The organism is Rhodococcus sp. BS-15 (assembly GCF_000813105.1).
GTDB lineage: Bacteria > Actinomycetota > Actinomycetes > Mycobacteriales > Mycobacteriaceae > Rhodococcoides.
The window spans coordinates 1-7,586 of the sequence record NZ_BAOX01000239.1; the positions used below are offsets into that span (position 1 = coordinate 1).

Sequence of the window (7,586 nt, forward strand, 5' to 3'; positions counted from 1 at the left end):
CGCCGGGGCACCTCGATCGCGTGGCCGCCATCGAGGCCGGAGTCGCAGACCTACCCGGCCTCGAGGTCACCGGGGCCTGGCAGCGCGGCGTCGGGGTGCCCGCGTGTATTGCGTCCGCCACCACCGCTGCCGCCCGTCTGATCGAAGTGGCACGATAGGGCCATGGCACGCCTCGATTACTCAGCGCTCAATTCGACTCTTCGTTACTTGATGTTCTCGGTCTACAAGGTCACACCCGGTGTTCTGGGCGAGGATCGGGCCGCGGCCGCCAAGGAAGCGAAGGTGTTCTTCGAAGGTCGTGAAGACAAGGGCGTTGCGGTGCGCGGGGTCTACGACATCGCCGGCATGCGCGCCGACGCCGACTTCATGGTGTGGACACACGCCGAGCGCATCGAGGACCTGCAGGCGACGTATTCCGATTTCCGTCGCACCACCGCGCTGGGCAAGGCGAGCACTCCGGTGTGGAGCAACACCGCGCTGCACCGCCCGGCCGAGTTCAACAAGAGCCACGTCCCGGCCTTCATCGCCGGTGAGGATCCGGGCGCGTACATCTGCGTCTACCCGTTCGTGCGGTCGATCGATTGGTACCTGCTGCCCGACGACGAGCGCCGCACGATGCTCGCCGATCACGGTATGGCTGCACGTGGCTACAAGGACGTGCGGGCGAACACCGTGCCGTCGTTCGCACTCGGCGACTACGAGTGGATCCTGGCCTTCGAAGCCCCCGAACTCGATCGCATCGTGGACCTGATGCGTGACCTGCGGGCCACCGAGGCGAGGCGACACGTACGCGAGGAAACCCCGTTCTTCACCGGCCCTCGGGTCGAGGTGGACGCGCTCGTCGAATCCCTGCCGTGACGACGACGGGCACACCCACGATCGAGGCCGTCCTGTTCGACTTCTCGGGCACGTTGTTCAGGCTCGAGGAACACCCCTCCTGGTTCGACGGCGTCCACGATGCCGACGGCACCCCCGTCGACGGTGCCGGAGCTGCGGAACTGATGCGTCGGATGACCGCGCCGGTGGGGGAGACGGTCGAGTTCGACGACGCGACGCGTCATGCCTGGCGACACCGAGACCTCGACCCAGCGCTGCACCGACAGGCGTATCTGCACGTCCTCGCGCAGTCCGGTGTCACCGATCCGGCGCACGCAGAATCCGTCTACGGTCGCGTGATCGACGCCGACTCGTGGACGCCGTACCCGGATACCGAGGCGGTGCTCAAAAGGCTTGCTGCGGACTCGGTTCGGGTCGGGGTGCTGAGCAACATCGCGTTCGATATCCGGCCTGCCTTCGTCGATCGCGATCTCGATCGGTACGTCGATCACTTCGTGCTCTCGTTCGAGGTCGGTCACGTCAAACCGCAACCGGAGATCTTCCGGCACGCGGTCGCGGCCTTGGGCGTCGATCCCTCCCGGACGTTGATGGTGGGCGACAGTGCCGAGGCCGACGGTGCTGCGCAGGAGATCGGCTGCAGCTTCGCTCTGGTCGATCCGGTGCCGACGGCGCAGCGGCCCGATGCACTGCTGGCAGCGTTGAGCGCGTTCGGGATTCGATGACCGGGGTGGTTCGATGACCGGAGTGGCCGGCGTCCAGCACATGGGCCACTGGGGCATGTTTCGGGCCGAGTCGGACGGACGCGATGTCACTGCCGTCCATCCCCAGGTGACCGACAGAAATCCGTCCCCGGTACTGGGGAACCTCGTCGGGTCGGTGACCCATCGATCCCGTATCACCTCCCCGGCGGTGCGTATGGGCTGGCTCGAGCACGGGCCGGGGCCGACCGACAAGCGTGGCAGCGACGAGTTCGTCGAGGTGTCCTGGGACGAGCTCACCGATCTGCTGGCGGCCGAATTACGCAGAGTCGTCGACACATTCGGCAACAACGCGATCTACGGCGGGTCGTACGGTTGGGCGAGTGCCGGACGTTTCCACCACGCGCAGAGTCAGGTGCATCGCTTCCTCAACTGCATCGGCGGTTACACCCGATCGGTGCACAGCTACTCCCTGGGTGCGACCGGCGTCATCATGCCGCACGTTCTCGGTGCGCATTGGAAGATGTTCTCGCGCTCCACATCCTGGAAAGTGATCGCCGCACACACCGAACTGCTGGTGGCATTCGGGGGAGTTCCGGTGAAGAACACCGGCATCAATCACGGCGGTACGTCGGATCATCCGACCGTCGACTCGCTCGACGCGATGCGTGCTCGCGGCGGACAGATAGTTACAGTCAGTCCCTTGCGCAACGACATGTCGGGCGACGCCCGATGGATCGCTCCGCGGCCCGGTACCGACGTGGCGATGATGCTGGCTCTGGCTACGTACTCGCCGATGAGAAGCTGCACGACACAGCGTTTCTGGAGAAGTACTGCGAGGGATACCCCGAATTCGAGCGATACCTCCTCGGTATCACTGACGGAACCCCCAAGACCCCGCAGTGGGCGTCTGCGATCTGCGGCATCGAGTCCGCGGTGATCGCGGATCTCGCTCGGGAGATGGCGTCGAAACGCACGATGGTGACGGTCACCTGGTCGCTGCAGCGGACGAGGCACGGGGAGCAGGCACCGTGGATGGGCGTCACCCTGGCGTCGATGCTCGGTGGAATCGGCGTTCCGGGCGGAGGATTCGGGCACGGGTACGGGTCGATGAACGAGCCCGGTCTGGCCCCGGTGCCGTATCCGTTGCCGACGCTGCCGCAAGGCATCAATCCCGTACCCGACCTGATTCCGGTCGCCGCGGTCTCGGACATGCTGCTGAATCCCGGTGGTGAATTCGACTACGACGGTAAGCGATTTACCTACCCGGACATCAAGATCGTCTACTGGGCCGGCGGAAATCCGTTCCACCACCACCAGGATCTGGGGCGCTGCGCCGCGCACTCGGCAGAACCGACACAGTCGTGGTGCACGACCCGTACTGGACACCGATGGCCAAGCACGCTGACATCGTCGTCCCGTCGACCACGTCGTTGGAGCGATCGGATCTGAGCTGCACGCGCAACGATCCCTTGCTCGTCGCGATGGACCCGGCCGCCGCGCGATTCGCCGACTCCCGCGACGATTACGACACGTTCGCCGAGCTGGCGACGAAACTCGGTGTGGGCGAGCAGTTCACCGAGGGGCGTAGCTCGCAGCAGTGGCTCGAGCATCTGTACGAGCAGTGGCGCGGCTATCTACGCGCCGGGGGCGTCGATACTCCGGAATACGAAAATTTCCGGCGCGAGGGGTCGTTTCGGATGAAGACCGAGGACGATCTGACGTTCTTCGAGGATTTCCGACGCGACCCGGTGGGCAACGCGTTGCGCACCCCGAGCGGGAAGATCGAAATCTTCTCGGCGACAGTGGCGGGCTTCGACTACGAGGACTGCGTGGGCATCCGATGTGGTTCGAGCCACAGGAATGGCTCGGCGGGCCGAGGGCCGAGCAGTTTCCGTTGCACCTGATCGCCAACCAGCCGCGCACCAGGTTGCACAGTCAGCTCGATCACGGTGCGGTGAGCCGTAACTCGAAGATTCAGGGTAGGGAGCCGATACGAATGCACTCGTCGGCGGCCGCGGCCAGGGGAGTGTGCGACGGTGACGTCGTCCGAGTGTTCAACGACCGCGGATCGTGCCTGGCCGGTGTGGTCGTCGACGATGCGATGCTCGAGTCGGTCGTTCAGCTGTCCACCGGTGCCTGGTACGACCCTGAAGATCCGGCCGATCCCAATTCGATGTGCGTGCACGGCAGCGTGAACGTGCTCACCGCAGACGAGGGATCGTCGGCGCTCGCGCGGGGGTGCACCGGTCAGCACGTGTTGGTGGAGATCGAACGCTACGACGAGCCGTTGCCGCCGATCACCGCGTTCGATCCACCAGTTCGGTCCGGGGTCAGAACACGACCCGAGAGATGATCTCGGCGACGAGCGCGGGCTTGTCCTCGCCCTCGATCTGCAACGTTCCCGCCGTCACCAGCTGTAGTGCTCCACCGGATACTTCCTCGGCGGAGACGAGGGTGGTCTGCAGCCGTACGTGAGCTCCGACCTTCACCGGGTTGATGAAGCGAACCTTGTTGGAGCCGTAGTTGATTCCGAGCTTGGTGTTCTCGATGGTGTAGATCTGCCAGTTGAGCATCGACACCAGGGACAGGCTCAGAAATCCGTGGGCGATCGGTGCGCCGAACGGGCTTTCCTTCTTCGCCCGCTCGACGTCGACGTGGATCCACTGGTGATCGCCGGTGGCGTCGGCGAAGGTGTTCACCCGCTCCTGGGTGATCTGCAGCCAATCGCTGGTTCCCAGGTCTTCGCCGACGGCGGCTTTGATCTGCTCTGGTGAGGTGAAAGTGCGCATGCTCACAGTATGGCTCGAGCAGCGCCGATCAGGATGCAGGCTTGAGCGTCAACGAGATCGAGTTGATGCAGTACCGCTGGTCGGTCGGCGTGGGGTAGCCCTCGCCCTCGAAGACGTGGCCGAGGTGGCTGTGGCACGTGCGACAGATGACCTCGACGCGGCGCATTCCGAGCGTGGTGTCCTCTTTGAGGATGACGGCTTCGCTGTCGGCAGGGTCGAAGAAGGACGGCCAGCCGCAGTGCGATTCGAACTTCTCGGTGCTACGGAACAGTTCGGCACCGCAGGCGCGGCATTCGTAGATGCCTTCGGTGGTGGTGTCGGTGTATTCGCCGACGCCGGGGCGTTCGGTGCCTGCTTGCCGCAGCACCGCGTACTCCTCGGGGGTCAGCTTCTCGCGCCACTGTGCATCGGTGAGCTGGACGGCCGGGGCGGAATTGTTGTCGGTAGCTGAACTCATGCTCACACGCTAATACGATTTGTCGGGCTATGCCGTTTTGGCTGGTGGAGCGCTCGGCAACAGGTAGCTGGGTTCGATTCCGTCGTCGAGTCGTCCCTCGCTTCGAGCGGCGAAATAGCGTCCGACGAGGACGCCGAAGATGACGACGATCAGCAGCGCCCAGCCGAAGGTGGTGCGGAGGTAGTCCAAGGCGCGGCCGGTTTCGATCCAGCGGCCCGAGAGCCATCGGTCGTAGTTCATGAACCCGTAGATCGCGAGCCAGGCCGGCCAGTTGCGCAGCAGCGAGTTCTTCAGCACGACGGTCATCAGCAGCGGGAACAGCATCATCGAGTAGTACATCTGGCCGAGGGAGCCCAACAGCCAGTGTGCGGTGAGGATCAAGCCCGAGGTGGTCGCGAAGAAGAAGAGTCGGTCCTCGCGGCAGTATCGGTAGAGCAGCCACAGCGAGATCAGAACCATGATTCCCAGTACCGCTCGGATTCCGAGGGTGAGGAGTTCGGGAACACCGTAGTAGCGGCCGTTACCGACGACAGCGCTGTTGAAGTAGTCGCGGGTCTGCAGCAGGTACGGCAGCGTCCGATCGATGAAGTTCATCGGATCCACCGACAGCGGCCAGGCGATGGCCATCATCACCACGGGGATCGCGATCGAGGTGATGAAGACCTTCCACTGACGCGTCATCAGCGGAAGCAGCAGCAGCGGCGCGAGCATCGGCTTGATCGCCAGAGTCAGACCCATGGCGACGCCCGCCGACAGGTCCTTGCGCTGGAGGAGGAACCCGAGGAAGGCCACCTCACCGAGAAGCACGAAGCCGTTGAAGTTGGTGAACACCAACGTGTTGGTCACTGTTTCGCTGACGAAGGCGGCCAGCAGGAGAGCGGGGGCCGCTACCGAATCGATCCGGAATCCGAAGATCCGCAACAGGATGTACAGCGCCAGCAGAATCGCGACGGTGCTGGCGATGATGAACAGCCAGCGGGACCGCTCGGGGTCGATGAATGCAATGGGGGAGAGCAGCATCGTTGCGCTCGGTTGGTACAGATAGTGCGGATCGACCGAGTCGAAGTTCGCCGTGTACACCGGCTGGCGGTTGAGGAATGCCAGGGCGGCGCTGTACACCGGGTTGAAATCGTTGGTGATGTCTCCGTTGACCGCCTTGATCACCACGCGCTGGATGACGGTCATGATGGCGATCGGCCACAGGGCGTACTTGATTACCTCGGCGGTCGTCCGCCCTGACCGCGGCTCCAGAAAGCTAAGTGACACCCGGGAACGGTACCCGAGGCGGTGACCGCACCGGCGAAGGACACCCCGCGATGGGCACCCGGTTCAGGCGGGGCAGACGGTGCCGTCGGTCGGAAGCGCGCTGTCGCGTGCGTAGTTCACCGCAGCGCTCTGCAGACACTGCGATCCGCCCAGGCTCGGATGCCCGCTGCCCTGCCACGCGGCCGAGGCGACGCCTGCACCGGTAGCCCCGACCAACCCGGTGACCGAGGACAGCCCGCCGTTTCCGGCGATCGGGTCGCCTGCGTTGGACAGGACCAACACCGGAACGTCCAGAGAGGTGGGCAGCGGAGTGGACGGAGCCGTCGGCCAGGACGAGCACAGCAGAGCCGTCAGTGCGGCGTCGGTGCCGTAGATCGGGTAGCGCTCGGTCCACTGCGACGTCAGGTCGCGAACGCCCTGCGGTGACGGCCACTGCTGCCCGTCTGTGCACCGAGACACGAATTGCCCGTCGGTGCTGTAGGCGTTCCGACCCCGCTCGGCGAGGGCCGACAGTGCGGTGGTGTCGGACCCGGCGGCCGAGGACAGTGCAGTGGACAGCCCAGTGGCCCGTGACGACGCGTCGCCTGCCGTCGATGCGAGGGCGAAAGTGATGCCGTCGAGAATCTCGTGGGTGGACAGCGGCGAGAATTCGCCACCGGCGGCGCGTCGGAGCAGCTGGGCGACGGCGGCCGTCGGATCGCTGCCGAGCGAGCAGTTCAGCGCGACGCATCGCTGCGTGAACGCTCTGAAGGCTGCTTCCTTGCCCTGTGTCCGCTGCTCGGCCAACGTGATCTGATCTGCGCCCACTCCGGTCGGTGAATCGAGGATCAGGCGCGAGATGTTGGCCGGAAACTTCGCTGCGTAGGCCAACGCGGTGAGCGCGCCGTTGCCCGAGCCGATCAGGCCGATCTGTTCCACACCCCAGAGTTGCCGCAGACGGTCCAGATCGTCCGCGGCATAGGTGGTTCCGAACGCGAGCTCCTGCGGTTGCAACGTGTCGGTGCACTCGATCGTGGCGTCACGACCTGCGTCGACAGCGCGGTCGACGGCGTCGGCATCGGATCTGGTGAACTGCCCCAGCGCGTCGACAGCAGACTTGGTAGGAGACTGGAGGGTGTCGTCGATGCAGACCACGGCGGTGGATCGGCCGATGCCGCGACGATCCACCGCAACGATGGGATGAGCCTCGAGCAGCGTCGCGAGCGGGCCTGCGGCCATCGTGGCCAACGTGCCGATCGACGACCGATCCGAACCGGACGTGAACACCAGCGGTCCCGCATCGCTGGGCGTTCTGTCGAGTCGGGCTCGCAGCGCGCCGACGGCGAAAGTGCCGAACATCTGCCCGCTCGCATCCACGTCTGCTTCGTACTCTGCGCATTCGAGTGTCAGGCCGGGAGTGGTTGAGGTGAGCCCGAACGTGCCGAGTGTGGCTGCGGTGCAGTCGGCCCAGGCGAGATCGTTGGTCGGCACGGCAAGTGCGACCGGTTCCGGGGGTGCGTCCGTCGAGGGCTCGCCCGGCTGACCGGGGGAGCGCTG

General features: G+C 65.1%; 6 protein-coding genes and 2 pseudogenes. 4 read left to right on the forward strand and 4 right to left on the reverse strand.

Annotated elements, in window-relative coordinates; genetic code table 11:
• The 4 genes and pseudogenes from RHBS_RS30985 to RHBS_RS21005 form a co-directional block, all read left to right on the forward strand.
• A pseudogene (locus tag RHBS_RS30985) lies at nucleotides 1-158 on the forward strand (protoporphyrinogen oxidase); the annotation flags it as partial.
• A gap of 4 nt (nucleotides 159-162) precedes the next feature.
• Nucleotides 163-858, forward strand: coding sequence for a hydrogen peroxide-dependent heme synthase (hemQ, locus tag RHBS_RS20995; protein WP_121870009.1), 696 nt, complete (start codon nucleotides 163-165; stop codon nucleotides 856-858).
• Nucleotides 855-1,559, forward strand: a complete 705-nt coding sequence (locus RHBS_RS21000) for an HAD family hydrolase (protein ID WP_128646373.1) — start codon at nucleotides 855-857, stop codon at nucleotides 1,557-1,559. Before hemQ ends, RHBS_RS21000 begins: the two co-directional genes overlap by 4 nt.
• A 40-nt stretch (nucleotides 1,560-1,599) precedes the next feature.
• Nucleotides 1,600-3,891, forward strand: a pseudogene (locus RHBS_RS21005) (molybdopterin-dependent oxidoreductase).
• Here the strand turns inward: RHBS_RS21005 and RHBS_RS21010 are convergent.
• The 4 genes from RHBS_RS21010 to RHBS_RS21025 form a co-directional block, all read right to left on the reverse strand.
• Nucleotides 3,869-4,327, reverse strand: coding sequence for a MaoC family dehydratase (locus RHBS_RS21010; RefSeq protein WP_183130156.1), 459 nt, complete (start codon nucleotides 4,325-4,327; stop codon nucleotides 3,869-3,871). The pseudogene RHBS_RS21005 and the gene RHBS_RS21010 overlap by 23 nt on opposite strands.
• Nucleotides 4,328-4,355: 28 nt before the next feature.
• A complete protein-coding gene (gene msrB, locus RHBS_RS21015) occupies nucleotides 4,356-4,784 on the reverse strand; it encodes a peptide-methionine (R)-S-oxide reductase MsrB (protein ID WP_121870007.1) in 429 nt (142 codons plus the stop codon).
• 27 nt (nucleotides 4,785-4,811) lie between these two features.
• Nucleotides 4,812-6,050, reverse strand: a complete 1,239-nt coding sequence (locus tag RHBS_RS21020) for a glycosyltransferase family 87 protein (protein WP_121870006.1) — start codon at nucleotides 6,048-6,050, stop codon at nucleotides 4,812-4,814.
• A gap of 63 nt (nucleotides 6,051-6,113) precedes the next feature.
• A partial coding sequence (locus RHBS_RS21025) for an alpha/beta fold hydrolase (RefSeq protein ID WP_128646374.1) occupies nucleotides 6,114-7,586 on the reverse strand: 1,473 nt, incomplete at its 5' end.

Bases quoted from the DNA above. Each gene is read 5' to 3' on its own strand.
- hemQ (WP_121870009.1), top strand. From the start codon at position 163: ATGGCACGCCTCGATTACTCAGCGCTCAATTCGACTCTTCGTTACTTG.
- RHBS_RS21010 (WP_183130156.1), bottom strand. From the start codon at position 4,327: ATGCGCACTTTCACCTCACCAGAGCAGATCAAAGCCGCCGTCGGCGAA.
- msrB (WP_121870007.1), bottom strand. From the start codon at position 4,784: ATGAGTTCAGCTACCGACAACAATTCCGCCCCGGCCGTCCAGCTCACC.